Genomic DNA, 25,749 nt, shown 5'->3' on the forward strand with positions numbered 1-25,749 from the left:
GCTGGCGCTATCATAGACGCCGAACCGCAGCGGCTGTAAATCGCGGCCACGCTTTCCAGTTCCCGACGAATGGAGCCGATCATGGCTGACGAACCCGCCCGCGCCTCTCTCATCGACGGCAAGGCCTTCTCGCAGACCCTGGTCGAGCGCGTCGCCGCCGCCGCCGCGCGGCTGGAAGCCGCCCACGGGGTCAAGCCTGGCCTGGCCGTCGTCATCGTCGGCGAAGATCCCGCCAGCCAGCTCTATGTTCGCAACAAGGGCGAGACGACGCTGAAAGCCGGGATGCGGTCCGACACCCACCGCCTGCCCGACACCACCACCCAGGCCGAGCTGCTAGCCCTGATCGCGGCGCTGAACGCCGACGCGGGCATCCACGGCATCCTGGTGCAGCTGCCCCTGCCGAAGCATATCGATTCGGCGGCGGTCCTGGCCGCCATCGACCCGGACAAGGACGTGGACGGCTTCCATGTGGTCAACGTCGGGCGTCTGGCCGTCGGCCTGCCGGGCATGATCCCCTGCACCCCCCTGGGCAGCCTGATGATGCTCAAGGACCAGCTGGGCGACCTGTCGGGCCTGAACGCCGTCATCGTCGGGCGCTCCAACATCGTCGGCAAGCCGATGGCGCAACTACTGCTGGGTGAAAGCTGCACCGTCACCATCGCCCATTCGCGCACCCGCGACCTGCCCGCCCTGTGCCGCACCGCCGACATCCTGGTCGCCGCCGTCGGTCGCCCGGAGATGATCAAGGGCGACTGGATCAAGCCGGGCGCCACCGTCATCGACGTGGGCATCAACCGCATCCCCTCCAAGGACCCGGTCAAGGCCGCCGAGGGCAAGACCCGCGTGGTCGGCGACGTGGACTTCAACGAGGCGGTCGAGGTCGCCGGCCGCATCACCCCCGTCCCCGGCGGCGTCGGCCCCATGACCATCGCCTGCCTGTTGGCCAACACCTACACCGCCGCCTGCCGCGCCGCGGGCGTGGAGCCGGAAGACCTGAACAGCTAAACGTCTCGAAAAATCCAGCCTTGAAGCGGAGCCTTTCGGCCCCGATAGTCTTTACCGGATCAGCGGTCATCATGGCCGCCGGAGGAGCTCATGGCTGGATTCTCGCCCCGTCTCGCGGCTGTCGCCGCCGTCGTCGTCCTGACCCCCGCCGTGGCGGGTTGCGGCTACAACACCATTCCGACCAAGCAGGAACGGGCTGAGGCGGCCTGGGCCGACGTCCAGAGCCAGTATCAGCGCCGCTCGGATCTGGTGCCGAACCTGGTCGCCACGGTTCAGGGCGCGGCCATTCAGGAACGCACCACCCTGACCCAGGTGATCGAGGCCCGCGCCAAGGCCACCAGCGTCAACATCGACGCCTCCAACCTCGATAACGCCGCCGCCTTCCAGCAGTACCAACAGGCCCAGGGTGAGCTGTCGTCGGCCCTGTCGCGACTTCTGGTGACGGTCGAGGCCTATCCCCAGCTTCAGGCCAATCAGAACTTCCTGACCCTGCAGTCGCAGTTGGAAGGCACCGAGAACCGCATCGCCGTGGCGCGCCGCGACTACAATGAGGCCGTGCGCGACTACAACACCAGCCTGCGCACCTTCCCGACCGTGATCTGGGCCAAGACCCTGCACGGCGGCTCCAAGCCCATGCAGTTGTTCACCGCCACCGCCGAAGCCCAGAGCGCTCCAACGGTGAACTTCAACCTCGGCGTTCCGGGGGCTCAACCGGGTGGCGGCGCGCCTGCGACCACGCCGGGGGCCGCGCCCGGTTCGACGCCGCCCGCCGCAGCCCCGGCCCCGGCGGCGTAGTCAGCCCGACATGAACCCTTCCGCCCTCGCTGCGAGGGACAGACATGCGCCGGGTCTGATCCCGGCTCTGCTGCTCGGCCTCTTCCTGTGGCTGGCGGCCCTGCCCGCCTTCGCGGCCGAGATCAACTTCCCGGCCCTGACCGGACGGGTGGTCGATGACGCCCAGCTGCTGACGCCTGAGCAGGAACAGGCCCTGACCGGCAAGCTGACCATGCTGGAACAGCAGACCGGCGATCAGTTGGTCGTGGTCACCCTGCCCTCGCTTCAGGATCAGGAGATCGAGGATTTCGGCTATCAGCTGGGCCGTCACTGGGGCATCGGACAGAAGGAAAACGACGGCGGCGCCCTGCTGATCGTCGCGCCGAACGAGCGCAAGGTGCGGATCGAGGTCGGCTATGGGCTGGAGGGCGTGCTGACCGACGCCTATTCCTCGCTGATCATCCGCAAGGACATCCTGCCGGCCTTCCGGAACGGCGACTATGCGGCGGGCATCATCGCCGGCGCCGACGCCATCATCGCCCAGCTGACCGCCGATCCCGCCGAGGCCCAGGCCCGCGCGGCGGAGGCCAAGAGCGCGGCCAGCGAGCGCGAGAAGCCCATCCTGCCCGCCCTGATCATCTTCCTGATCTTCTTCTTCCTGTTCATCAGCCTGATCATGGCGGCGGCGGGCGGCAAGCGTCGGCGCGGCAAGAACGACGGCCTGACCCCCATCCTCATCTGGGCGGCCAGCGAGGCGCTGAAGAACCAGGGCCGCGACGGTCGCGGAGGTGGCGGCTGGGGCGGCGGCGGCGGCTTCGGAGGAGGCGGCGGTGGATTTGGCGGGGGCGGCGGCGGCTTCGGCGGCGGCGGCGCCTCGGGGGGATGGTGATGCAGTTCACAACCGACGACCACGCCCGCGTCGCCGAGGCCATAGCCCGCGCCGAGGAGAACTCTTCCGGCGAAATCTTCTGCGTCGTGGCGCGGCAGGTGTCCTCCTATCGCGACGTCAGCCTGGCCTGGGCGGCGGCGGCGGCCCTGCTGCTGCCGCTGGGCCTGATCCCACTGGGCTTCGAGGCGCATTGGCTGCCTTGGCTCGGCGCCGACTGGCAGGCGGCCCATGCCGCCGCGCGGGAGGTCGAGATCGGACAGGCCCTGGCCGCCTACGCCCTGGTGCAGGCGGCGGTCTTCCTCGGCGCCTTTCTGCTGAGCCTGATCCCGGCGGTGCGGCGGCTGCTGACCCCTGCTCCCCTGCGCCGCACCCGCGTGCGCCGCGCGGCGATGCAGCAGTTCCTGGCCCACGGCCTGCACGTCACCCAGGCGCGGACCGGAGTGCTGATCTTCGCCGCCCTGGCCGATCATCAGGTCGAGGTCATCGCCGACGAGAGCATCCACGCCTGCGTCAGCCCCGAGGTCTGGGCCGACGCCGTCGCCGCCCTGACCGCCGGCCTGCGTCGAAATCAGCCGGTCGAGGGCATGCAGCAGGCCATCGCCCTGTGCGGTCAGGTTCTGGCGGAACAGTTTCCGCCGCGGCCCGCTGATATCAACGAGGTCCCCGACCGTCTGGTTGTCATCTAGACCGGATAGACAGGCGGCGGGATCGACCGCGCCGACAAGGACTCATGCCCAGACTCGTCACCTATAATGTGCACCGTTGCGTCGGCGTCGACCGCAAGCTGGACGTGGCCCGCATCGCCGCCGTCATCGCCGAGCTGGAGCCGGACATCGTCTGCCTGCAGGAACTGGACGTCGGCCGCGCCCGCACCAACGGCGTCGACCAAGCCCATGCCATCGCCGAGCGTCTGGCGATGGGCTTCCGCTTCCATCCGGCCATGACCATCGAGGCCGAGCTGTATGGCGACGCCATCCTGACGGCGCGGCCCGAGAAGCTGATCCGCGCCGCCGCCTTGCCCACCCTGCCCAATCTGCGAGGGCTGGAGCCGCGCGGAGCCCTGTGGTCGGCCATCGACTTCGACGGGATCACGCTCAACGTCTTCAATACCCACCTGGGCCTGGTGCCGCGCGAGCAGAGACTTCAGGCGGCGGCCCTGGTCGGACGGGACTGGCTGGGCGATCCGCGCTGCACCGGGCCGACCCTGCTGACCGGCGACTTCAACGCCACCTCGATCACCCGCCCCTATCACGCCCTGACGCGGCGGCTAGCCGACGCCCAGCGCCGACTGGGGCTCAAGCCCTCGGTGAAGACCTTCCCGTCCAGCTTCCCCGCCATCCGCATCGACCACTGCTTCGTCAGCCCCGAAATCCGGGTGACGGGGGCCATGACGCCGCTGCACCCGCTGGCGCGCACAGCCTCGGATCACCTGCCCTTGGCCATCGACTTCGAGTTTCAGCTCCCCGCCTGAGGCCCGGTCAGCCTGGGACGATGCGAACGGTTCAACCGCTTCCACGGCCGCCAGGCGTCCATCGACGAGGCCGGATCGCCCAACTGCCATTCGGCGATCATCCGCTCGACCGCCGACGGCGGCGTCGAACCAAGCAGGGTCATCCGTTCCGAGCCGAAGGTCAGGACGGCCCGCCCTACCGAGCCCATGACAGCCTCGGCCTGGGCGAAATCTTCGCCCGAGACGCCGATGAAGTGGCCGATGGAGCGCTGACGGAAGCGCCGCACCACGTCGCGCCCCGCTTCGGTCGTCGGTTCGGCGGCCACGTCGCACTCGGTATCCAGGCCCTGTGAGCGGTTGTTCAGATTGGTCGAACCGATGCGCAGCAGCCGGTCGTCGATGACGGACATCTTGGCGTGGACGATGATCCGCTCGCCCTCGACCGTGCGCGGGCTGAAGGCGAAAAAGCGGTTGTAGCGATCGGCCTGCTCCAGCCGATACAGAACCTCGGCGCGGGCCGTGTCCATGGTCAGGCCGTCGAACCAGCTGGGGCTGCGTCCGGTAGAGACCAGAACAATTTCCGGCCCTTCCGGCTCGGCCAGCCGTTCGGCCAGGGCGTGCGCGATGACCGGCGAGGTGAAGTACTGGTTCTCCAGATAGATCAGCCGCTTCGCCCGGTGGATGGCTTCCAGATGCAGGGCCTCGTTCTCACGCACCTCGGGCCGGCCGCGGACCCGCGGTTCAGTGCGGGCGATCCCGACCGGCACGTCGGTCAGGGCGGGCTCGACCCCGTCTGGCCAGGGGTCCTCGTCGGTCTCGTCCGGCAGGGTGCGTTCCCAGGTGGCGCGGAACCAGCGCTCGCGCGCCAGATCGCCGAGGGCGCGGGCCGCCGCCCCGCTGATGACGCTCATCACCTCGTGCCGGGGGGCGCTGAACAGACCCGACGGCTGGCAACGGCGAGGATCATTGTCCAGATGTTCGTCGGTGTCCCAGCGGTCGGTGGCGATGTCGCCCCCGCCGCAGAAGGCCACCTTGTCGTCGATGACGATCACCTTCTGATGGTGGCAGGCTCCCAAAATGCCAGGCTTATCAAGGCGGAACTCGACCGTCCGCTTGCGAAACCATCGCTGCGCCCTGTGCGGATAGAAGCCCTGCGAGGCCGCGATCAGCAGCGGCGACTTCCAGATCAGCAGCCGCACGTCCAGGTCCGGCTTTTCACGCACCAGCATCCGCAGTTGATGGCCGATCTCGCCGCGATGGTCCGTCAGTGGAGACTCCGGGTTCAGCCGCGTTCGGGGGTCGAACTGCCAGCCCAAGACGACGATCGACTTTTTGGCCTTCTGCAAAGACGACGCCAGAGCGTCGAAGTAGGCTTTGTTCTCCATCAGTGGCGTGAAACGATCCGCCGTCGCCACGCGCCAGCAGACGCGCCCAGGATCGAGCAGGCTGCCTTCATAGGTGTCGCCCTGGTCGTGCATTCCGCCAAACTGTCTGATTCGCGTGACGTTCCGCTACGCGCCGTCCGGTACAGTGACGCTCGAACGGTTTTCGTTCCACGAACCGCAATCAATGGCCACGCTTCACAAAGAGGCCGCATTGTGAAAAGCGCTCGCATCTGTCATCATGATCACCATGCAAATGCTGCTGGAAATGCTGGCTGGCCTGATCGCAATGCTCGCTGCGGCGGCGTTGTCGCAGTTCGGCGTCGATCTGCACGCTCCGCGCCATGCGGAGCGCGAAATCCAACGCGTTCAGGATTGCAAGGAAGCGCCCGCTGCGACCGTCACGGTCACCTCCCCCAGCGACTGCTAAGGGAGGGGCGCCGGGACGATCATCCCCGGTCTTCTCACGAAATCCCGCCCTGCTAGCCTTTGCGTGACCCGATCAAGCCGTTAGGGTCCATTCTCCGCGCGCCCTCGCCGCGTTTTCGGCGAATAGTGAACGAGACCGACGCCCCATGAAGTCCAGCCATCGGCCGCCGCTCAATCTTTCCGACCCGGAACCGGGTGAGGATCACGACGCCGCCGCCGCTGTCGCAACAGACAACGGCCCGGCCAGCGGCGACGCGTTTGACGCTGACGACCTGACGCTTCACCCGGCGCCCGAAAGGCCGATGTCCGAACGCCGCCGTCGTCGCCTTCTGGAGGAGCAACGCCTGGCCGACGAGCGCGCCGCCGCCCTTCACGCCCAACCGGCGCCCGACCTTGGCCCCCTGACAGTGTCCGCCGACGCGCCGCCCATCGCCGTGGACGAGACGCCCCCGCCCGCCCCCGTCGCGGCCCGCCGCTCCACGGTTCAGGCGTCTGGCGGCAACGCCTATCTGATCGCCGGCCTGGCCTCGGCCCTGTGGATCGGCGGCGTCGCCTCCTGGTTCGCCTATGAATTCGGCTCGGGCGCCGTGCCGCTGGAGCCGCTGCGTCTGGCCGTCTACGCCCTGATCGCCCTGGCCCCCGCCGGTCTGGCCATCATGCTGGCCCACGCTATCCGTCAGGGCGCCCATCTCGCGCTGGAAACCCGCCGCGCCCGCGACATGGCCGAGGCCCTGGTGGGTCCGACGGCGCTGGCCGCCCATCAGACCGGACAAGTCCTGACCTCCCTGCGCGGCGACATCGACCAGGCGGCCCTGGCCGCCGAGCGCGCCCGCAACGACATGGCCCTGCTACGCGAGGCCCTGGCGCAGGAAACCACGCGCCTGAACGAGGCCGCCGAGAGCGCGGGCCGCACCGCGCGTCGTCTGACCGACCAGTTGGGACGCGAGCGCGAACAGATGGGCGCCCTGGGCGTGCAACTGGACAGCCAGGCCGCCGGCGTCGTCGATGCTGTCGAACGTCAGTCGCGCATGGTGGTGGACGCCTCCGATCTGGCCCAGACTCAACTGCGTGAAGCCGAGGCCGCCCTGGCCGCCCGCGCCGCCGACCTGGCCGCCGCCGCCAACGAGGCCCAGGACGCCGCCCGCGCCGCCGCCGACGACCTGGCCCGCCAGACCCTGCGTCTGGAAACCGCCGGAACCGGCGTCGCCGAACAGATCCAGTCGGTCGAGGAAGGCCTGAGCCAGCAGCGCGCCTCGCTGGTCACCGCCGCCTACGCCCTGCGCACCGATCAGGAGGACTTCTCGGCCCAGATCGAGAGCCAGCGCGCCCAGTTCACCGAACAGTTGTCCCTGACCCGCAGCGCTGCCGGCGAACTGAACCAGACCACCGGCGATGTCAGCGACGCCCTGAAGGCCCAGGTCGAGGCCGTGACCGACCAGTTCCGCGCCCTGGTGGACCTGTCGCAGCGCGAGGCCGACGGCTTCGACCACGCCACCAAGCTGGCGCTGGACCGCTTCGAAGCCCTGGCCGCCGAGGCCCGCGACCTGCTGGTCGAGGAGACCCGTCGTGCTCTGTCGGCCCTGCAGGCCACCGCCGACGAGCAACGCGCCGCCGCCGCCGCCGCCATCGAACAGGCCCAGATCCGCGCCGACCGCCTGGGCGAATCCCTGTTCGACGCCGCCCAGAAGGCCGACGAAGCCGCCGAGGCCCGCATCGACGGCGCTCGCAAGATCGTCAACCAGACCGCCGACATGGTCGACCTGACCGGCGAGAAAGTGGTCGAGCGGCTGGAAGGCACGCTGGAGCGCATGACCGCCGCCCTGGCCCAGGTTGAAAGCGCCGTGGCCGAAATGGACGCCCGCGCCGATCGCCTGCCGCAGGAAGCCGCCGCCCGTGTGGACGCCGTACGCGCCTCAGTCGAACAGGGCCTCGCCGCCCTGTCGGCCGCCTCGAAGAAGGCCGCCGACGACACCGAGGCCATGGAAGCCGGCTTCCAGGACCGGGTGCGCCGCAACTACGAGATGCTGACCGAGGCGGTGCGCGTCATGGGCGTGGTGTCCGGCGACACGCCCGCCAGCCGCCGTCGCGAGCCCCTGCTGTCCGTGCCGACGCCCGAAACCCCGCGCTACAAGCCGCGCCCAGCCGAACCGAGGCCTACGCCCAAGCCTGAGCCGGTCGCCAAGCCTGCCGAGGAACGCAGCTTCGGCCTGCGCGGTCGCCTACGGCTGGAGCCGACCGAGGACGCACCGCCGGCGCCCGTTCAAGACGAGCCCTTGGACTGGAACGACCTGGCCGGCGATCTGAACACGGAGGCGCACGAGGCGCCGCTCGAACTGGACGCCCCAGTCGGCACGCCGGTCGACGCCACCGTCCTGGCCGACCGCGTCACCGCCGCCATCCGTCGCATGGGGGTCGACCCCAACGCTCTTCTGCCCCGTGCTCGCATCGAGGAAGCCGCCCGCGCCCTGTCGGCACAGGAACCCGATCGGGCCCGTCAGATCGTGCGCCGTGTCGCCCCGGCCGCCGTGCGCAGCGTTTCGCGCCGCATCCTGGCCGACGCCGAACTGCGCGCCGACGCCGACGCCTATGTCCGCGCCTTTAGCCGCGAGATGCAGGATCACGCTCGTCAGGGCGACGCCCACGACGTCCAGGCGCGTCTGGCCACGGACGAGGGTCGGGCCTTCATGCTGCTGGACGCCGCCATCGGCGACCTGGGCTAGGCGTCTGCGCCGTAGAACCGTCACATTTTGCCTCGGCGGGCTTGACCTCTCGTCGGGTTTGACCGCACCGTTCCGGCTGCTGTCGCGTTAGTGTCACACAGGGTGAACTCCTTGCTGGATATGGATACCGGGCCTCGCCCAGACCGGCGCCCCGCCATCGCCATCTGCGCCTGGGACCCGGGCTTCACCGCCTGGGACCCGGTCGAAGACCTGTCGGGCGATCCGTGGAACCCGGTCGGCGCGCGCACCCTACCCGTTCCCGGTTCGGCCGAGGCCGACGCCCTGGCGACCGAACTCAGCGCCCTGCTGGCCAGGGGTGATTGCAGCGCCTTGCTGCTGGTGGGCCGCACCAGCCACGCCGGCGCCTTCCGTCTGCAGATGCGGGCCGAGAACCGACGTCTGGATCAGAGCGAGCGCCTGGATCACACTGGACCCGGCGTGGCCCGGGCCACGGCGCCCGCCGCAGAGATCGTGCGCGATCTGGCCGACGCAGGCCTGCCCGCCATGGCCGCCTCGGATGCCGAGGAGGATGCGGGCAGCTATATCCTTTATCGCATCCTGAACGACCTGCCCGATGGTCCGGCCTCGCCCGCCATCGGCCTGATCCGTGCGCCGTCCGACGCGCCGAACGCCAAGGTCCAGGCGGCGGTCAAGACGGCGGCCTCGGTCATCGCCCGCCATCTGGCGCCCCTGCCCCGGCCCAACGCGGCCTGAGGCCTCAGGCCTCCTTCAACCGCAATCCCAGGATCAGCCCAGCCAGCCCCCCGGCCGCCGCCAACCCCGCCATGGCCAGATAGCCCTTGAGACCAAAGGCGTCGTACAGCGGTCCTGACGCCGCCGTCGCCAGTCCGATCAGGACGCCCGCCGACACTACGGAGCTCAGGGTCTGGGCCGCAGTGTGATTGTCCGACGGCGACAGCCTCTCCACGATCTGCACCCCCGCCAGGTAGGTGGCCGCAAAGCTGAGCGCGTGCAGGGTCTGCAAGGGCCACAGCGCCCACAGCGGCGGCGAAAAGGCCATCAGCGTCCAGCGCACGACCGCCGCCCCCGCCCCGACCGACAGCATCAGCCACGGCCCGATTCCGGCGCGCCGCCGCCACGGCTCGATCACCCACATGAAGCCGATCTCGACCAGGACGGAAAAGGCCCACAGCAGGCCGGTCAGGCTTTCCGGAATGCCCTGCGCCTTCCAGGCGATGGCCGAGAAGCCGTAGTAGAAGGCGTGCGCCGCCTGCACCGCGCCGATCGCGAAGATGGCGGTCATGAAGACCGGATCGACCATCAATCGCCCCAGCCCCCTGAACCTTTCCAACCCCGGCACGCGAGGACCGTCGGTGACCGGCTCGGTCGGAAGGACGCGCCAGGCCGTCACCGCGATCAGCACCGCCGCCGTCCCGATCCAGATGATGACCGCATCCGGCGAGGCCCGCGTCAGCAACGCGCCCATCCCGACGTTCGCGACCACGAAGGCCGCCGAACCGCAACCGCGTGGCAGGGAGAAGGGAAAGCCGTCACGCTTGGCCACCCGCAGGGTCATCACATCGCTGAGCGGGATCAGCGCCGCCGCTGCCGTGGCCCCGACGAACCAGCAGACGGCCCAGGCCGCGAAGCCCTGAACCAGCCCTGCCCCGCCGTACCCCAGGGTCATGGCCAGCCCCAGCAGGGCGATGGGCGTGCGCCTGTATTTGAACCCATCGGCCCAGACGGCCAGCAACGGTCCTGTGACCAACCGCCCCAGCATGGGGATGGCCAGCAGGGCGCCGATCTCGGCCCCGCTCAGGCCCTGCGCGCGAAACCACAGGCCCGCGAACGGCAAGGTCACCCCGCTGGCGGCGAACAGCAGGACGTATTGCAGGGCCATGCGCGGGGCGGACTTCATCGCCGCTGCGATAGCAGACTCCGGCGAAGTTGTGGTCTAGACATTAAGCCATGAGACTCGATCGCAACCTGCTCGTCTTCGCCGCCTTCAACGGGGCCATGGCCGTAGCGCTCGGCGCCTTCGCCGCCCATGGAGCCGGGCCGGCGGTCAAGAGCCTGCTGACCACGGGCGCCCAGTATCAGATGGTCCACGCCGTACTGGCCGTGGCCTGCGCCACCTGGGCGAGCGGAGGCAAGACGGCGCGGATCGCCGGCTGGCTGGCCGCCGGCGGCGGGCTGATCTTCAGCCTGGCCCTGGCCATGATCGGCCTGCTCAGCCTGCCCGTCATGGGCATGATCGCCCCCGTCGGCGGGACCCTGATGATCGTCGGCTGGATCGTGCTGGCGATCGCGGCGTTCCGCTCACACAACATCAACGCCTGACCGGCCAATCTGAAAACCCCTCATTTCTGACATGGCATTTCCTGTGACCGACACCCTGCGCCGCGACCTCTATCCCGAGTTGGAAGCCTATGCCTCGGGCTGGATGCAGACCGACAGCATCCACGAGATCTATTACGAGGAAAGCGGCAATCCGCATGGGACGCCGGTCATCGTCCTGCACGGCGGCCCCGGCGGGGCGGTCAATCCGGGGATGCGCCGCTACTTCGATCCGGCGAAATACCGCATCGTCATGTTCGACCAGCGCGGCTGCGGCCTGTCGCGGCCCAACGCCTCGCTGGAAAACAACACCACCTGGGATCTGGTGGCCGATATCGAGCGCCTGCGTCAGATGCTGGGCATCGACAAATGGGTCGTCTTCGGCGGGTCGTGGGGTTCGACCCTGTCGATGACCTACGCCATCAAGCACCCGGATCGCTGCCTGGCCCTGATCCTGCGCGGCATCTTCCTGCTGACCAAGAAAGAACTGCACTGGTTCTATCAGGACGGTGCCTCGATGATCTTCCCCGACGCCTGGGAACGCTTCCTGGCCCCCATCCCCGAGGCCGAACGCGGCGACCTGATGGCCGCCTACAACAAGCGCCTGCTGGGCGATGACATCGCCGAACGCAACCGCTGCGCCGTGGCCTGGTCCACCTGGGAGGGCGAGACGGTCAGCGTCCAGGGCCCGTCAGGCAAGCCCGACAAGTTCGCCGATCCCGAGTTCGCCGTGGCCTTCGCCCGGATCGAGAACTGGTACTTCACCAACGGCGGTTTCTTCGACAACGAGCACTGGATCCTCGAGAACATCGACACCATCCGCCACATCCCCTGCTGGATCGCGCAGGGACGCTTTGACGTGGTGACCCCGATCTCCGGCGCCTGGGCCCTGCATCGCGCCTGGCCCGAGGCCAAGCTGGACATCGTCGGCGACGCCGGTCACGCCTCCAGCGAGCCGGGCATCATCGACAGCCTGATCAAGGGCACGGACTGGGCGGCAGGCCTCTAACGCACATCGCCCGCGCCGACCGTCGATGCGGCGGTCGGCGGCGGGTTGGTCTTCATCACCATTTCATTGAGCTGGAAGCCGATGCGGCGCGCCTCACGCTCCTCAGGTTTCTTGATCGCGGCCAGCACGACGTTGAGCTGGGTGTAGTGCTGGATCAGGCGCACCGGCTTTCCGTCGGCGTTGCGCCCGAAGAAGATGATCAGGTCCGGCCCCCAGAAACCGACATCGACGATCTGCATCGTGCCCTCGCCCGGCAGGCCGACGACGCGGGCGCCGATCTCCTCGTCCTTGTCTAGCTTGGCCTCGAACTCCTCGATCAGCTTGGACAGGCGCACGAAGGCCCATTCGGCAGGGTTGTTGCGCATCCGCACGCCCTCGGCCAGGACCGCCGCCTCATTCTTGGGATCGGCCATGACCGGCTGCGGACAGGGCGTGTCGCCGCAATCCGAAAACATCGAAGGATCGGCCTTAGGGACGGCGGCGGATTCGGGCGCTTTGTCAGTCATGGTCTCAGCCTAACGCCTGAAACCGAAATCAGAACAGCCCCTGCCCCTTCGGCAGTTCGACATAGCGGTGCACGTGGGTCGACAGGATCAGACCAAAGCCGATCATCACCGTCATCATGGTCGAGCCGCCATAGGACAGCAGCGGCATGGGCACGCCCACGACCGGCGCCAGGCCCATCACCATGGCCCCGTTGATCAGGATGAAGATGGCTAGGAAGGCCGTCATGCCCGCCGCGCTGATGCGCCCGAAATGGCTGTGCGACAGGGCCGCGATCCGCAGCGAGATCAGGATCAGGGCCAGATAGCAGCCCAGCACTGTGAAGGAGCCGAGGAAGCCGAATTCTTCCGACACGGTCGAGAAGATGAAGTCGGTGTGGCGTTCGGGCAGGAACTCCAGCTGGCTCTGACTGCCCAGGCCGTAGCCCTTGCCGAGCAGGCCGCCCGAACCCAGGGCGATCTTGGACTGGATGATGTTGTAGCCCGTGCCCGAGGGGTCTGCCTCGGGGTTGAGGAAGGTCAGGACCCGGTTGCGCTGATAGTCATGCATGACGAACATGACGAAGGGCGGGATGATCGCCACGGCGGCGGCGGCGCCCGCCGCAATCACCCGCCAGCTCAGACCCGCCATGAACATGACAGCCGCGCCGGTCAGGCCGATGACCATGGCCGAGCCCAGGTCAGGCTGCTTGGCCACCAGCAGGAAGGGCACGCCGATCATGCCGGCCGGGATCAGCAGCTTCCACGACCAGCGGGCATCCTGGGCCGAGTGGCCGTGGTACCAGCGCGCCAGTGCCAGAACGAGACCGATCTTGACGAACTCGGCGGGCTGGATGCGGATGAAACCCAGGTTCAGCCAGTTCTTGGCGCCGCCCGCCGTATAGCCCAGCGGCGTGAACTCGATCATCAGCACCAGCAGCAGCAGCACGCCGTAAACCGGATAGGCCGCGTGGAACCACCATTTCGGGTGGACCATGGCCAAGCCGATCATGGCGACCAACAGGACGCCGAAGCGCAGCAGGTGCTTCCAAGCCCACGGCGACCAACTGCCGCCCGCGATCGAATACAGCATGGCCGTGCCGATGCCGGCCAGAACGCACAGCAGGCCGATGACGCGCCAGTCCAGCTCGGCCAGCTTGCTGGAAATCCGGTCGCGTTCGCCGGGACGGGTCAGGGCGGAAGCGGTCACTGGGTAGGCTCCGGCGGGGGCGCGGCGACTTCGACGGCAGGTGTTTCAAGAGTCGGCGCATCGACGGGTTCGCCGCGGGCTTCAGCCTCCCTGGCCCCGGCATCCTCGGGCGCTTCAAAGCCCGCTTGTTCGATGCGGGCGCGGATTTCGGGATCCTTCAGCAAGGCCACCTTCATGACCTCACGGGCGCGCGGGGCGCCGGCCGTGCCGCCGCCCAGACCGCCGTGCTGAACGATCACCGACACGGCGTAGCGAGGATTGTCGGTCGGGGCATAGGCGATGAAGAGGTTGTGGTCCTTCTGGGCCCAGGGGCGCCCCGCGCCCTTGCGCGATCCCGCACCATAGTTCTGGGCCTGGGCCGTGCCGGTCTTACCCGCCATGCGGACGGCGCCGAGTCCCAGCTGACTGTTGCGGAAGCCGGTTCCGCCCACGTCGGTCACCGCCTCCATGCCGTCGCGCAGCACCTGCAGCATGGTTGTGTCGAACGGCAGATCGGCGAAGTCTGTCCCAGCGGTCTGCTCGACGCCCCCGATCGACTTGATCAGGCGCGGCGTCACCGCCTTGCGGCCGTTGGCGATGCGGGCCGTATAGACCGCCAGCTGCAGAGCGTTGACGTTCAGCGCCCCCTGCCCGATCCCATAGCTGGGCGTCTCGCCCGGATACCACTTGCCGTCGCCGCGCACGGGGTTCCGACGCCGCCATTCGCGGTCCGGCACCAGCCCCGCCTTCTGGCCGGTCAGGCCGATGTCGAAGGTCTGGCCAAAGCCCATTTCGCGCGCGGTTTCGGCGATGGCGTCCGGCCCGAACTCGGTTGCGATGGTCATGAAATAGACGTTGCACGAGGCCTTGATCGCGCCGCGCAGGTCCAGCGCCCCGTGCCGCCCCAGGCAGGCGAAGCGCCGCCCCAAGAAGAAGCTGCCGTTGCAGACCACGCGGCGGTTCGGGTCCCAGCCCCGCTTCATGGCCGCCAGACCGACGACCGGCTTGAACGTCGACCCCGGCGCGAAGGTGCCGCCCAGGGCCTTGTCCAGCAGGGGGCGGCGCTCATAGTCGGCCAGGGCGCGATAGATCTTAGACGGCACGCCCGAGACGAACAGGTTGGGATCGAACGACGGCGACGACACCATGGCCAGGATGTCGCCGTTGCGCACATCCATGACGACGCAGCTGCCGGCCTCCTCGCCGAAAACCTCCAGCGCCCGGTTCTGGACGTCGTTGTCCAGGGTCAGCATCACCTCGGCGCCCTGAACGGCGGGCCTCGATCCTGCGACGTCCTCGGCCACCACGCGACCGCGCGCGTCCACCTCGACCCGCTTGCCGCCGGCCTCGCCGCGCAGATCGGTGTCCAGGGCCTTCTCGATCCCCTGGCGACCGATACGGAAGCCCGGATTGAACAGGATGGAGGGCGGTTGCTCGCCCTTGTCGCGGATCGCCTTGACGTCGCGGTCCGAAACCTTGGCCACATAGCCGATCACATGGGCGTAGGCGCCGCCGAACGGATAGTAGCGGGCCTCGTTCATATCGGCCATGACGCCCGGCAGTTCGGCCGCGTGCAGATTGACCTTGGAGAATTCCTCCCAGGTCAGGTCGGCCTTGACCGGCACCGGCGAAAAGCGCGGCGCGGCGTTGATCTCGCGGATCAGGGTGCGGCGACGCTCCAGCGTGTCCGGCAGAAGCTGGCCCAGCAGGTCCAGGGTCTGGTCCAGGTCCTTGGTTTCGTCGCGGACGACCAGGACACGGAAGCTGGGTCGGTTGCCCGCCACGACGACGCCGTTGCGATCCTTGATCAGGCCGCGCGGCGGCGGGACCAGGCGGAAGTTGAACTGGTTGTTGGTGGCGAGGGTGGCGTATTCCTCGGCCTTGACGATCTGAAGCTGGGCCAGACGCCCGACCAGGGCCACCGTCCCCAACGCCATCCCCCCGCCCAGCAGGAAGGTGCGCCGCAGGAAGGACCCCTGCCGCTCGTTCACGTCCGAGAAGAAGATATGAGGTTCGCTGCTCATCGGAACCGCACGTCGGCATCGTCAAACCGCTGGATCAGCCAGTCCGCCAGAGGGAAGAGCAGCAGCGTCGGCACGACCTGACCCAGAACGGCGAGGATGCTCGGGGCATTCCCCAGGCTCATGGTAGTTATCATGTAGGCCAGGAAGAAGGCGAAGCCCGTCGAGGCGACATAGAGGGCGAACAGGACGATGGTCGCCTGCCCCGCCAGAAAGTTCGAAGCCAGCAGGATCGCGCCATACACCGCCAGCAGGCTCAGCGGCCACAGGCCCAGCGCCCCGCCCCAGAACAGGTCCAGGAAAAGCCCAAGGCCGAACAGCACGACCGGCGCCAGCATGGACGGCCGGATCAACGGCCAGGCAAAGGCCAGGACAATAGGCAGGACCGGCTCCGGCAGGTTCAATCCGAACAGGCGGAAGGGAATGGCCAACAGCACCGTCACCGCGATAGCGGTCAGCGCGGGATAGACGATCCATTGCAGCGGGCCGACGACGCGGACCGTGATCGCCCGTCTCACTCTGCCGCTCCCGCAGGGGTCGGCGCGGCGTCAGGCGTGGCGGCGGGCTGAACCGGCGCGGGCGCCGTCGGCCGAGGCGCGGCCGGACGCGGCTGGGGCGTCGCCGGGCGGGTGGCTGCGGGACGGGTCGTCGTCGCGGGAACCGCCGTGGTCGGAACCGGAGCGGCAACGGGCGCCGGCAGCGGCACATTGGCGGCGCGGACGCGCTCGGCGGTCGCAGCCGCTGCGGCGGCTCGACGCGTGGCCACGTCCTGGATGGCGGCGGCCTGAGCCGGGGTCGGAGGCGGCGCCGCGGCCAGGCTGGCCAGCGGCGGCGCGTTCAAGGCGTTCTGGTCCGCCAACTGGCTGAAGTCCTGGAACAGCAGGACCCGCACATAGTCGATGGCGCTGCGGTCGCTGAACAGCTTGACGCGCCACGTTCCGTCCACGCCCTTGGCGGCTACGCCGATAGGCAGGCCGCGCGGGAAACCCCCGCCGTCGCCCGAGGTCATGATGCGGTCGCCTTCCTGCACCGACCCTGCGCCACGCACATAGTCCAGGCGCGGGCTGCCGCTGCCGTCGCCGGTCAGCATGGCGCGGGCGTCCGTGCGTTCGACCAGGACCGGCGTGCGCGAGGCCACGTCGGTCAGCAGCAACATGCGGCTATTGCCCCCCGAAACGCCCATGATCCGGCCGACCAGGCCGTGTTCGCTGAGCACCGGATTGCCCACGCGAATACCCTTGGCGGCGCCGATGTTCAGCAGCCGCGAGCGCGCAAACGGCCCACGCGCGTCCGTGATGGCCAGTCCCGTCACCATGGGAATGGGCGGCTCGGTCTTCACGCCCAGCATCTGCTCATAGCGCGTATTGACGTTCTTCAGCGCCAGGGCCTCGTCGCGCCAGGCGCTCAGTTCCACGACCTCCTGCCGCAGGCGCCGGTTCTCGGACACCGCGAAGAAGTAGCCCCTGACGTAGTCGAAGGCGTTGCCGGTCCAGCGCACGGGTGCGGACAAGACTCCGCCCACCGGCGCGGCGCCGGCCTCGAACCCCGCTCTTGCGGGGCCATAGCTGTCGGCGTTCTGAGTCTGGCGACCGTCGCCCAGCAACAGCATGACCGCGCCGATCAGGCCAACGACGACCACGACCGCGGCCGTCCAAGCCAGCGGCACCTTGATGTTCTCGAACGGTCCGTCGCGAAACGCCACGGCCAGCCTTCCTACCTAGAGATCCGGGACCGGCGGAGTTTCCCGCCGGCGGTGAGAGCCTATCGCAAAAACCGATTCCCGAAGAAGGCGGCCGTCACGACAGGCTGATCAGCCTCAGAGCGAGGACTCGAGGACGCCCTTCATCCAGGACGGGTGCTCCAGCACCTTGCCGCAGCCGATGGCGACGCAGGACAGAGGATCGTCGGCCACTTGCACCGGCAGGCCGGTGTGGTCGCGGATTTCCACGTCCAGACCGCGCAGCAGGGCGCCGCCGCCCGTCAGCATGATGCCCTTGTCGGCGATGTCGGCGGCCAGTTCCGGCGGGGTGGCTTCCAGCGCGACCTTGACGGCCTCGACGATCTGCGAGACCGGCTCGGCCAGGGCCTCGGCGGCCTGACGCTCGCTCATCTTCACTTCGCGCGGCACGCCCTGCATCAGGTCGCGGCCCTTGACCTCGATCGACAGGCCTTCGCCGTCGGCCGGGATGCGGGCGGTGCCGATGTCCTTCTTGATGCGCTCGGCGGTCGTTTCGCCGATCAGCAGGTTATGGTTGCGGCGCATGTAGCTGATGATGGCGTCGTCCATCATGTCGCCGCCGACGCGGACCGAACGCGAATAGACGATGCCCGACAGCGACAGGACGGCCACTTCGGTCGTGCCGCCGCCGATGTCGACGACCATCGAACCGGTCGGCTCGTGGATCGGCAGGCCGGCGCCGATCGCGGCGGCCATGGGCTCGTCGATCAGGCCGACGCGACGGGCCGAGGCGTTCAGGCAGGAATCATTGATGGCGCGGCGTTCGACGGCCGTGGCGCCCGAGGGGACGCAGACGATCATCTTGGGGTTCACGAAGCCCTTGCGGTTATGAACCTTGCGGATGAAGTGCTTGATCATCTCCTCGGCGACTTCGAAGTCGGCGATGACCCCGTCGCGCATCGGACGGATGGCTTCCATGTGGCCGGGCGTGCGGCCCAGCATCTGCTTGGCTTCCAGGCCGACGGCGTGGACGATCTTGCGGCCGCCGACGTTGCGCAGGGCGACAACCGACGGCTCATTCAGGACGATGCCCTTGCCACGCATGTAGATCAGGGTGTTGGCCGTCCCCAGATCCATTGCGATGTCGTTGGAGATCATGCCGAAGAGGGGTGAAAGCATGGGCGTAGGTTACCGCTTGTTCGGGCCTGCTAGGGCGTGAGTCTTGTTCGTCCGCTCTGGCGACGCCCCTGCCCCGCGCACCCATGTGCTCCGGGCCATCCTGATCGTCCTCGCCTGGCCGACTACAGGCCCGTTTGCCCTCATGCCGCGTCGATTGCAAGCGCCTATGACTCGTCGATCACAGCCTTGTCACGGCAAGGCTTGAAAGCCTGTCCGCTCAAGCTTTTGCGGCCCCGCTTGCCGGTCGCGCCCTCGGGTTCCGGACACGACCCGCTCGTAGAACGCCGAACGGCCGATTCAACGGCTGAGAAGCGGCTGGCCGAGCGTCGATTTCAGTCCGTACGCGCCGCCTCCCGACGCTTCACGATCTCGCGCACCGCCAGCATAAGCCCCAGCCAGACGACGGCGACTGCCGCCAGGATCAGGGAGGTCCACACCCCGTCGCCGGAAACCGCCGCCATGAAGGATCCGCCGAAGAAGGCGACGAGAGCGGTCTTGGGCAGAACGCCCAGGGCGCACCCCGCCAGATAGCCGGGAAACGAGGCCCGCACCGCGCCGAACGCCATGTTGACGACGATGAAGGGCGCCGAGGGCACGTTCCTGATGATGAAGCTGGCGGAAAATGCGTTGCGTCCGACGAAACGCTGCAGCCGCTCGGCCGCGCCGCCGCCGAACCGTTCCAGCGCCCGCGCCGTGGGGCCGCGCCCCAGCCAGTAGGTGACGGCCGCCGAGGCTACGGTCGCGATCCAGCTGTAGAGAAAGCCAAACCAGGGCCCGAAGGCCACCACACAGGCGGCGATCAGGATGAACTGCGGCACCCCCAGAAAGGCCGACAGGGTGAAGACGACAATGGCCGCGACCAGTCCCCAGGGCCCGACCCGATAGCCCTCGAGCCAGGCCTCAAGCTTCTCTTCGGCGCCCAGGGTGAAATGGCTTTTGCCAAAGGCGAACAGGGCGATGATTCCCCCGAGCAGCAGCAGGCTGACCAGCAGGGTTCGCCACCGCTGGGCCTCCATATTCAGCAGAAATTCGACGATCCGCCGCATTAATTTCGCCCAAATCGCCTTTTGATCGTCCGCAAGGCGCACAAACGTTGTGCGCCCGCGCCGGGTTGCGTATCAAGCCTCGCCTCCCCGGCTCTCACCACATCCACCAGACGGGATAGACATGTCCAGCCTTCAGTCCGCCTCCCTCGCTCGCGTCAAGCCTTCGGCCACCCTGGCCGTGACTGCTCAGGCGCGCGAGCTGAAACGCCAGGGACGCGACGTCATCGGCCTGGGCGCCGGCGAGCCGGACTTCGACACCCCGGACAACATCAAGGCGGCGGCCATCGAGGCCATCCACCGCGGCGAGACCAAGTACACGGACGCCGACGGCATGCCGGAACTGAAGGCGGCCATCGTCGCCAAGTTCGCGCGCGAGAACGGCCTGACCTACGCCGCCAACCAGATTCATGTCGCCTCGGGCGGCAAGCCGGTGATCTACAACGCCTTCGTGGCCACCCTGAACCCCGGCGACGAGGTCATCGTGCCGGCCCCCTACTGGGTTTCGTACCCGGACATGGTGCTGCTGGCCGGCGGCGAGCCCGTCACCGTGATCGGCGAGGAAGCCGACGGCTTCAAGCTGCGCCCCGAGGTTCTGGACGCCGCCATCACGCCGCGCACCAAGTGGCTGATCCTCAACTCGCCGTCGAACCCGACCGGCGCCGCCTATACTCGCGCCGAGCTGGAAGCCCTGGCCGTGGTCCTGCGCAAGCACCCGCAGGTCTGGATCCTGACCGACGACATGTACGAGCACCTCGTCTATGGCGGTTTCGAATACGTCACCATCGCCCAGGTGGCGCCCGACCTCTACGACCGCACCCTGACCTGCAACGGCGTGTCCAAGGCCTATGCCATGACCGGCTGGCGCATCGGCTATGCGGGCGGCCCCAAGCCGCTGATCGACCTGATGCGCAAGGTCGCCAGCCAGACGACGTCCAACCCGTCGTCGATCAGCCAGTGGGCCGCCGTCGAGGCCCTGAACGGACCGCAGGACTTCCTGGCCGAACGGGCTGGAGCCTTCGAGCGCCGTCGCGATCTGGTGGTGTCCATGCTGAACCAGGCGACGGGCATCCGCTGCCCCACACCCGAGGGCGCCTTCTACGTCTATCCCTCGATCGAGGGCCTGATCGGCAAGACGACGGAATCGGGCGTGGTCATCACCGACGACGAGGTCTTCACCGCCGAACTGCTGAACCAGGAAGGCGTGGCCGTGGTCCAGGGCGCCGCCTTCGGCCTCAGCCCCTATTTCCGCATCAGCTACGCCACCTCGGAAGCCGTGCTGGAAGAAGGCTGCCGCCGCATCCAGACGTTCTGCGCCAGCCTGAAATAGGCATTCCTCATGTAGCGGCGGTCGCGTCTCTGGCGCGATCGCCCGCAGAGGCGTAGTTTTCGAAGATCGTCGATACTCGATCCTTCGGAGGCTAGTCTCATGAAGCGTTTGACGACAGCCAGCGCCCTGGCGCTGACCGCCGCCCTATCTGTGTCCGGCCCCGCGGCCGCTCAGTCCCAGCCCACCACCGGCCCCGTCGCCACCTATTGGATGACAGCCCAAACCAGCAGCGGCCTGCCCGGCATGGGCGGCGCTGGCAGTCGCGGGTTCAACCCCATGGCGATGATGTCCGGCGGCGGCGTCCACAAGTCGCTGACATTGCAGCTGCAATCCAGCCGCACCACGGCCTCGCCCCACGCCGAGCACCTGCCGCCCGCCGCGCTGGGCGTCGGCCCCAGCCTGCCGCTGATCACGCCCGACACGCCCCAGGGTCAGCGCGATTACGACCCCGGCGCGCCTCATGACTACGGCGGTTCGGTGCGGATGCTGATCTATCACGGCTGCGGCGAGGCGACCGGCGCGGGCCAACCCGTCGTGATCGAACTGTCTCGCAACAGCGCCAGCCAGTTCGGCGCCCTGGCGAACACTATTCGCCTGTCCTCGCCCACCCCGCCCTCGCCCGGCCCCGGCCGCACCTACGGCGACTGGCCCAACAGCCGCGACAGCCAGACCGTGCCGCCCGACGCCTCCCTGGTCGGCGATCACAAGGTTCAGGGCGACTACACCCCCGACATCGCCTTCAGCCTGAACGGGGATCAGGACTTCCTCGCCCCGCTGCAACTGACCGGCGTAGGGCCGAACGACGCCTCGGGCCTGGGTTGGCAAAGCGTGCCGAACGCGCGCGGCTATTTCGCCCTGACCATGGGCGCCAACGAGGCCGGCGATGTCGTCATCTGGAGCTCCAGCGACGTCGCCATATCGCCCGGCATGATTCCCGACTTCCTGTCGCCCGGCGATCTGGACCGGCTGATCGCGCAGAAAGTCATCCTGCCCGCCACGACCACACGCTGTCCGATCCCCAGCGCCGTCCTGGCCGCGTCGCCGCAGGCCATGGTGAAGGTCACCGCCTTTGGCGGCGAGACCGACTTCACCCATCCGCCGCGCCCCGCCAACCGGCGCGAGCCTTGGAACATCGAACACGTGGTCAAGGTGCGCTTCGGCTCGACCGCCACGACCATGCTGGGCATGGACATGTCGGAGTTCGGCGCTGATGACGAGAACGGCGGCGCACGCGCTCAGGAACGCGGTGTACCCGCCCCGCCGACCGTTCAGGACGCCGCGCGCTCTATTCTGAGGGGTCTAGGCGGCCTACGTCGTCGAAACTAGGCCGCGCGGCTGACCGCGAAATCCGCCAAGTCTTCCAGCGCCGAGCGCCAATCGCTGGCCGGCAGGATCGATAGCGCCGCCTTGGCCCGGTCGGCGTAGTCGCCGGCGGCGTCCAGCGTCGCCTCGACGGCGCCCGTGCCCAGGATCAGTTCGCGCGCCCGGTTGAAGTCCTCGGGCGTGCGCTCGCCCTTGGTGATGACGCGGTCCCAGAACAGGTCTTCCTTGCCCTTGGTGCGCTGGACGGCCAGCAGCAGCGGCAGGGTGGCCTTGCCCTCGTTGAAGTCATCGCCGGCGTTCTTGCCGAGCGTCGCCGTGTCGCTCCCATAGTCCAGGGCGTCGTCGGCCAGCTGGAAGGCGATGCCCAGGGCCATGCCGTAGTCGCGCAGCGCCTTGACCTGTTCCTCGGTCGCGCCCGCGCCCACCGCACCCGACTCGGCGGCGGCGGCGAACAGCTCGGCGGTCTTGGCGCGGATGATCTGCAGATAGGTGTCCTGATCCAGGTTCAGGTCGTGGGCGCGCGTCAGTTGCAGCACCTCGCCCTCGGCGATGACGCTGGAGGCCGTGGCCAGGATGCCCAGGGCGCGCAGCGAATCCGTCTCGACCATCAGTTCAAAGGCGCGTGCGAACAGGAAGTCGCCGACCAGCACCGACGAGGCCGCGCCCCAGATCAGGTGCGCCGCCACCTTGCCGCGCCGCATCTCCGAGCCGTCGACGATGTCGTCGTGCAGCAGGGTGGCGGTGTGGATGAACTCAACCGAGGCGGCCAGCTTCGTGGCGGCGGCGATGTCGCCCTCAGCCCCGATGGCGCGGGCGGCGGCGACGGTCAGCAGCGGGCGCAGGCGTTTGCCGCCCGCCGAAATCAGATGCTCGGCCAGCATGGGGATCACGGGCACGTCGGACTGCATCCGGGCGATGATCAGGGCGTCGACCGCCGCCATGTCGTCCTTGGCCAGACGAACAAGAGCGTCCACATCGCCCTTGGGGCGGGGAGCGGCGACGAGAGCTGCGTCCACGAATTTCTCTTTCAGCACAGGGGCGAAGGAGGAGATTCGCCCGGAAATCACACGCATCCGCTTGCCCGAACGCGATGCGGCGCACAATGGTGGCGGCGTCATGATGGGTCAAGCCGGGTCAACCCCTACTGTCGCCGCCGATGTGGCGGAAGCCGCCCTGCTGGGCGGACGCGTCCGGCTGCGCCAGCCGGTGAAGGGCTATCGCGCCGGCATGGACGCCGCCCTGCTGGCCGCCGCCGTGGACGCCAAGCCGGGCGAGCGGCTGATCGAGGCGGGCTGTGGCGCGGGCGCGGTGCTCATGCAGGTGGGCGCGCGACACCCCGGCGTGGCCCTGACCGGGCTGGAACGCGACCTACCCGCCGCCGGACTGGCGCGCGAAAACGCCGCGCTGAACAGCGTCGACGACCGGACGACCATTGTCAGCGGCGATGTGGCGCGGGGATTTCGCGCCCTGGACCTGCCGACCTTCGACTGGGCCGTCAGCAATCCGCCCTTCTTCGACGATCCCGGCGCGCTGCGAGCGCCCGCTCCCGGCAAGATGGCGGCCTGGATGGCCGACGACGGGCTTAAGGCCTGGACCGGCTTCCTGCTGAAGGCCGTCCGCGAGGGCGGCAGGATCGTGGTCATCCACCGCGCCGACCGTCTGGGCGACCTCTTGGCCCTGCTGGGAGAAAAGGCCGGGTCCTTCGCCATCCGCCCCATCCATCCCTATGCCGACCAGCCGGCGAAACGCGTGATGGTTCAGGCCATCAAGACCGGCAAGGCCCCCTTACGCCTGCTGCCTCCGCTGGTCCTGCACGATCGCACCGGCGCCAAGCACAGCCCCGAGGCCGAGGCCATCCTACGCGGCGAGGCGGCGTTGAACTGGTAAGACGCCTCTCCCTCCCCTCCATGGGGAGGGTGGCTGACGCGCAGCGTCAGGCGGATGGGGAGGGCCTGGCGAGCCAGGTCGCCGCTCTGATTTGCCCATGCGCCCCACCCGGCTCCGCCTTTCAGGCTCAGCCACCCTCCCCAAAATGGGGAGGGAGGGGTATGACCTCGCCATGTCCCTGCGCCCCCTCTTCCCGACCCAGGTCTATGAAGCCTCGCTGGCCGACCTGCCTGCCTGGCCCGATCTGCATGAGGAAATCCTCGACCTCTGCCTGGTCATGGCCGAGGAGGACGAGGCCGGGATCGAATGGTGCAAGGCCAACCATTATCCGGGCTACACCTCCTACGGCTCGATCAACGACCTGCCGCACCGCTTCCCCGAGTTCGCAGAACTAAAGAAGCTGCTGGACAAGCACGCCGCCGCCTACGCCAAGGCCCTGCATTTTGATCTGGCGAGGAAGCCCAAGCTGGACAATCTGTGGGTCAATGTCCTGATGCCCGGCGGCGGCCACACCGGCCACATCCATCCCCACGCCATCATTTCCGGCACCATCTACATCCACGTGCCCGACGGCGCCTCGTCGCTGAAGATCGAGGACCCGCGCCTGGTCATGATGATGGCCCGCCCCGGCCTGACCGCCGAGGCGAGCGAGGCCGAGAAGCCCTTCGTCTATCTGAAGCCGGCGTCAGGCACGATCCTGATGTGGGAAAGCTGGCTGCGCCACGAGGTGCCGGCCAACCGCGCCGAGGAACAGCGTATCTCGATCAGCTTCAACTACGCCTGACCGCTCTTTCAGCGCCGCATTTGCCCTGAACCCTGCCCTTTTGGTGAAGCTTGAGGGGGCGTCCATGCGGGTGGCGGCAAGCCTCGCTGCGGGCTGCGGCGAACGGGCCGACGCACAGACAACGAGCGCATCCGCCGCCGAAGGCGCGCCCTATGTGCTGAAGGGCACCCAGGTCTGGAGCGTGCCGGACCCGGTCTCCGGCCGCGACTACGAGGTCTTCGTAAGCCTGCCCGCCAGCTATGAGGCCGAGCCGAACCGACGCTATCCGGTCCTCTATGTCACCGACGCCGACTACGCCTTCCCCATCATCCGCCAGATCGCCCGCCGGGTGAATCTGGACGGGCCGGTGATCGAGGAGTTCATCCTGGTCGGCCTGTCCTATGCTGTAGGCGAAGGCGGCATGCGCAGCCGCACCCGCGACTACACCCCCGTCCGCATCAATGACCGCACGGGCGGCGGCGCGGCCTATCAAACCTATCTGAAGACTCAGGCCCTGCCCTTCATCGAAGACCGCTTCCGGGCGGACCCAGCACGTCGCATCCTGTTGGGCCATTCCTACGGCGGCCTTCTGGGCGCGCAGATCCTGTTCAGCGAACCGGAGCTGTTCGATGGCTATATCCTGGGCAGTCCGTCCTTCTGGTTCGGCGACCACGCAATGATGCAGACCGAAGCGGAATATGCCCGCGGCCACACCGACCTTCCTGCGCGTGTCCATATGTATATCGGCGAGTATGAGCATCCGGGGTCCGGTCGCCTCAACACCCGCTACGACATGGTCGGCGACAACGCCCGTTTCGAGGAGCGCCTGAGGTCGCGCAACTATCGGAGCCTGACCCTGACCAGCGAGTATTGGACGACGAAGATCACCTGACGGTCG

At 68.3% G+C, this 25,749-nt stretch carries 25 protein-coding genes; 15 read left to right on the forward strand and 10 right to left on the reverse strand.

The annotated features are described in order from the left end of the window. The first annotated feature begins 81 nt into the window (after window positions 1-81). From folD to RTY13_RS13200, 5 genes are all read left to right on the forward strand, one after another. Window positions 82-1,005 (forward strand): bifunctional methylenetetrahydrofolate dehydrogenase/methenyltetrahydrofolate cyclohydrolase FolD, encoded by a 924-nt coding sequence (folD, locus tag RTY13_RS13180; protein WP_312784044.1) that lies wholly within the window; start codon window positions 82-84, stop codon window positions 1,003-1,005. A 90-nt stretch (window positions 1,006-1,095) separates the two neighbouring features. Then, complete coding sequence (locus RTY13_RS13185) at window positions 1,096-1,800, forward strand: LemA family protein (protein ID WP_312784045.1); 705 nt, start codon at window positions 1,096-1,098, stop codon at window positions 1,798-1,800. Between the two features lie 10 nt (window positions 1,801-1,810). After that, window positions 1,811-2,668: a TPM domain-containing protein gene (locus tag RTY13_RS13190; protein ID WP_312784046.1), complete on the forward strand. Its 858-nt coding sequence runs from the start codon at window positions 1,811-1,813 to the stop codon at window positions 2,666-2,668. Continuing rightward, window positions 2,668-3,354 (forward strand): TPM domain-containing protein, encoded by a 687-nt coding sequence (locus tag RTY13_RS13195; RefSeq protein WP_312784047.1) that lies wholly within the window; start codon window positions 2,668-2,670, stop codon window positions 3,352-3,354. The genes RTY13_RS13190 and RTY13_RS13195 overlap by 1 nt, the downstream gene beginning before the upstream one ends. Window positions 3,355-3,398: 44 nt before the next feature. After that, window positions 3,399-4,139 carry an endonuclease/exonuclease/phosphatase family protein gene (locus tag RTY13_RS13200; RefSeq protein WP_312784048.1) on the forward strand — a complete coding sequence of 247 codons (741 nt, stop codon included), beginning with the start codon at window positions 3,399-3,401 and terminating at the stop codon, window positions 4,137-4,139. On the opposite strand, the gene RTY13_RS13205 is transcribed toward RTY13_RS13200, so the two are convergent. Beyond that, window positions 4,124-5,596, reverse strand: a complete 1,473-nt coding sequence (locus RTY13_RS13205; RefSeq protein ID WP_312784049.1) for a phospholipase D-like domain-containing protein — start codon at window positions 5,594-5,596, stop codon at window positions 4,124-4,126. The genes RTY13_RS13200 and RTY13_RS13205 overlap by 16 nt on opposite strands. A gap of 154 nt (window positions 5,597-5,750) precedes the next feature. Between RTY13_RS13205 and RTY13_RS13210 the strand changes: the two genes are divergently transcribed. From RTY13_RS13210 to RTY13_RS13220, 3 genes are all read left to right on the forward strand, one after another. Further along, the gene (locus RTY13_RS13210) at window positions 5,751-5,930 is read left to right on the forward strand and encodes a hypothetical protein (RefSeq protein ID WP_312784051.1); all 180 of its coding nucleotides are present in this window, start codon (window positions 5,751-5,753) and stop codon (window positions 5,928-5,930) included. A 145-nt stretch (window positions 5,931-6,075) separates the two neighbouring features. Beyond that, window positions 6,076-8,649 carry a tipN gene (locus tag RTY13_RS13215; protein ID WP_312784053.1) on the forward strand — a complete coding sequence of 858 codons (2,574 nt, stop codon included), beginning with the start codon at window positions 6,076-6,078 and terminating at the stop codon, window positions 8,647-8,649. A 120-nt stretch (window positions 8,650-8,769) separates the two neighbouring features. Beyond that, window positions 8,770-9,363 carry a hypothetical protein gene (locus RTY13_RS13220; protein WP_312784160.1) on the forward strand — a complete coding sequence of 198 codons (594 nt, stop codon included), beginning with the start codon at window positions 8,770-8,772 and terminating at the stop codon, window positions 9,361-9,363. A gap of 4 nt (window positions 9,364-9,367) precedes the next feature. Here RTY13_RS13220 and RTY13_RS13225 read toward each other — a convergent pair whose 3' ends face one another. Beyond that, on the reverse strand, window positions 9,368-10,528 hold the full coding sequence (locus tag RTY13_RS13225) for an MFS transporter (protein ID WP_312784054.1): 1,161 nt from the start codon (window positions 10,526-10,528) through the stop codon (window positions 9,368-9,370). A gap of 50 nt (window positions 10,529-10,578) precedes the next feature. Between RTY13_RS13225 and RTY13_RS13230 the strand changes: the two genes are divergently transcribed. Together RTY13_RS13230 and pip are read left to right on the forward strand one after the other, a co-directional pair. Then, window positions 10,579-10,950, forward strand: coding sequence for a DUF423 domain-containing protein (locus tag RTY13_RS13230; RefSeq protein ID WP_312784056.1), 372 nt, complete (start codon window positions 10,579-10,581; stop codon window positions 10,948-10,950). A 31-nt stretch (window positions 10,951-10,981) separates the two neighbouring features. After that, window positions 10,982-11,956 carry a prolyl aminopeptidase gene (gene pip / locus RTY13_RS13235; protein WP_312784057.1) on the forward strand — a complete coding sequence of 325 codons (975 nt, stop codon included), beginning with the start codon at window positions 10,982-10,984 and terminating at the stop codon, window positions 11,954-11,956. Here pip and RTY13_RS13240 read toward each other — a convergent pair. The 7 genes from RTY13_RS13240 to RTY13_RS13270 all read right to left on the reverse strand — a co-directional run bounded on the left by RTY13_RS13240 (window position 11,953) and on the right by RTY13_RS13270 (window position 19,551). Continuing rightward, complete coding sequence (locus RTY13_RS13240) at window positions 11,953-12,462, reverse strand: DUF6173 family protein (protein WP_312784058.1); 510 nt, start codon at window positions 12,460-12,462, stop codon at window positions 11,953-11,955. The two genes, pip and RTY13_RS13240, sit on opposite strands and share 4 nt — an antisense overlap. Before the next feature lie 28 nt (window positions 12,463-12,490). Next, window positions 12,491-13,648: a rod shape-determining protein RodA gene (rodA, locus tag RTY13_RS13245; RefSeq protein ID WP_312784060.1), complete on the reverse strand. Its 1,158-nt coding sequence runs from the start codon at window positions 13,646-13,648 to the stop codon at window positions 12,491-12,493. Continuing rightward, on the reverse strand, window positions 13,645-15,651 hold the full coding sequence (gene mrdA, locus RTY13_RS13250) for a penicillin-binding protein 2 (RefSeq protein ID WP_312784062.1): 2,007 nt from the start codon (window positions 15,649-15,651) through the stop codon (window positions 13,645-13,647). Before mrdA ends, rodA begins: the two co-directional genes overlap by 4 nt. Next, a complete protein-coding gene (locus RTY13_RS13255; RefSeq protein ID WP_312784063.1) occupies window positions 15,648-16,166 on the reverse strand; it encodes a hypothetical protein in 519 nt (172 codons plus the stop codon). Before RTY13_RS13255 ends, mrdA begins: the two co-directional genes overlap by 4 nt. Continuing rightward, a complete protein-coding gene (gene mreC / locus RTY13_RS13260) occupies window positions 16,163-17,350 on the reverse strand; it encodes a rod shape-determining protein MreC (RefSeq protein WP_312784064.1) in 1,188 nt (395 codons plus the stop codon). Before mreC ends, RTY13_RS13255 begins: the two co-directional genes overlap by 4 nt. Before the next feature lie 114 nt (window positions 17,351-17,464). Next, on the reverse strand, window positions 17,465-18,505 hold the full coding sequence (locus RTY13_RS13265; protein ID WP_292082454.1) for a rod shape-determining protein: 1,041 nt from the start codon (window positions 18,503-18,505) through the stop codon (window positions 17,465-17,467). A gap of 332 nt (window positions 18,506-18,837) precedes the next feature. Continuing rightward, complete coding sequence (locus tag RTY13_RS13270; RefSeq protein ID WP_312784065.1) at window positions 18,838-19,551, reverse strand: VTT domain-containing protein; 714 nt, start codon at window positions 19,549-19,551, stop codon at window positions 18,838-18,840. A 121-nt stretch (window positions 19,552-19,672) separates the two neighbouring features. On the opposite strand from RTY13_RS13270, the gene RTY13_RS13275 reads away from it, so the two are divergent. Both RTY13_RS13275 and RTY13_RS13280 read left to right on the forward strand, forming a co-directional pair. Beyond that, entirely contained in the window at window positions 19,673-20,878 is a 1,206-nt protein-coding gene (locus RTY13_RS13275; RefSeq protein WP_312784067.1) for a pyridoxal phosphate-dependent aminotransferase, read from the forward strand. A gap of 99 nt (window positions 20,879-20,977) precedes the next feature. Continuing rightward, a complete protein-coding gene (locus tag RTY13_RS13280) occupies window positions 20,978-22,204 on the forward strand; it encodes a hypothetical protein (protein ID WP_312784069.1) in 1,227 nt (408 codons plus the stop codon). Here RTY13_RS13280 and RTY13_RS13285 read toward each other — a convergent pair. After that, complete coding sequence (locus RTY13_RS13285; RefSeq protein WP_312784162.1) at window positions 22,201-23,175, reverse strand: polyprenyl synthetase family protein; 975 nt, start codon at window positions 23,173-23,175, stop codon at window positions 22,201-22,203. The genes RTY13_RS13280 and RTY13_RS13285 overlap by 4 nt on opposite strands. Before the next feature lie 142 nt (window positions 23,176-23,317). On the opposite strand from RTY13_RS13285, the gene RTY13_RS13290 reads away from it, so the two are divergent. The 3 genes from RTY13_RS13290 to RTY13_RS13300 all read left to right on the forward strand — a co-directional run bounded on the left by RTY13_RS13290 (window position 23,318) and on the right by RTY13_RS13300 (window position 25,743). After that, window positions 23,318-24,088 (forward strand): methyltransferase, encoded by a 771-nt coding sequence (locus RTY13_RS13290; protein ID WP_312784070.1) that lies wholly within the window; start codon window positions 23,318-23,320, stop codon window positions 24,086-24,088. 172 nt (window positions 24,089-24,260) lie between these two features. Continuing rightward, window positions 24,261-24,872, forward strand: a complete 612-nt coding sequence (locus RTY13_RS13295) for a TIGR02466 family protein (RefSeq protein ID WP_312784071.1) — start codon at window positions 24,261-24,263, stop codon at window positions 24,870-24,872. A 64-nt stretch (window positions 24,873-24,936) separates the two neighbouring features. Next, entirely contained in the window at window positions 24,937-25,743 is an 807-nt protein-coding gene (locus tag RTY13_RS13300) for an alpha/beta hydrolase-fold protein (RefSeq protein WP_312784073.1), read from the forward strand. The last annotated feature ends 6 nt before the right edge of the window (window positions 25,744-25,749 follow it).

The sequence above is a fragment of the Brevundimonas sp. genome (assembly GCF_032055285.1).
Taxonomy (GTDB): Bacteria; Pseudomonadota; Alphaproteobacteria; order Caulobacterales; family Caulobacteraceae; genus Brevundimonas.